The sequence below is a fragment of the Acinetobacter sp. 809848 genome (assembly GCF_000581275.1).
GTDB lineage: Bacteria > Pseudomonadota > Gammaproteobacteria > Pseudomonadales > Moraxellaceae > Acinetobacter > Acinetobacter pittii.
In genome coordinates this window covers 1-622 of the sequence record NZ_JEXG01000175.1, presented here as the reverse complement: position 1 = coordinate 622, position 622 = coordinate 1, and the positions used below count along the sequence as shown (strand labels likewise).

At 33.0% G+C, this 622-nt stretch carries 1 protein-coding gene; it reads left to right on the top strand.

What is annotated here, in order from left to right:
• Positions 1-209: 209 nt before the first annotated feature.
• On the top strand, positions 210-622 hold a 413-nt coding region (locus J536_RS24635; RefSeq protein ID WP_032064336.1), incomplete at its 3' end, for a hypothetical protein.

Genomic DNA, 622 nt, shown 5'->3' with positions numbered 1-622 from the left:
TAATCGCTCGGGAAAAGATGTTGGATTGTTTTTTGTGATCTATTCATCATTAATTTTTATCCCTGCGGACGGTTTGGGGCAATAGATTGCAAAAGTTTTATATTAATTACTTAATAACCAAAATCCCTTACATTTTGTAATGATTAATTCATCATAATTCCTTAAAAGGCAAAAGATATAAGAATGCCTATAATAAAAGGGAAATAGGGATGACAAAATTTATAGCTATCGCAGAAAAGGTTTACGAAGAATTCGAGAAAAAAAATTTATTTTCTGAAAGCACTATTGAGCAGCTCAATAACTTAGTGAGTGCGATAAGAAAAGAGCTCAAGGGTTCTTCATGTAAACTAAAAAGTAATTACTTTGATTTCGAAGCGTGTTTAAACAAACCGCCCGATCAGTGCTTAGTTAAGTTAGATATCAGTTTAATGCCCAAATATAAAAATAAGCTTGAATACATTATGTGGTTAGCCAGCTTTATAGAAAGAATTACAGTTGGAGGCAGACCTAAGCTTCCACCACTCACTAGCTTGGTTCCTGCTGAATATCAAGCCAGACAAGAAGTTAAAGTTGATTTAGAAGAAGAAAAAAGAAAGTCAGAAGAAAGTGCCAATATGATTAG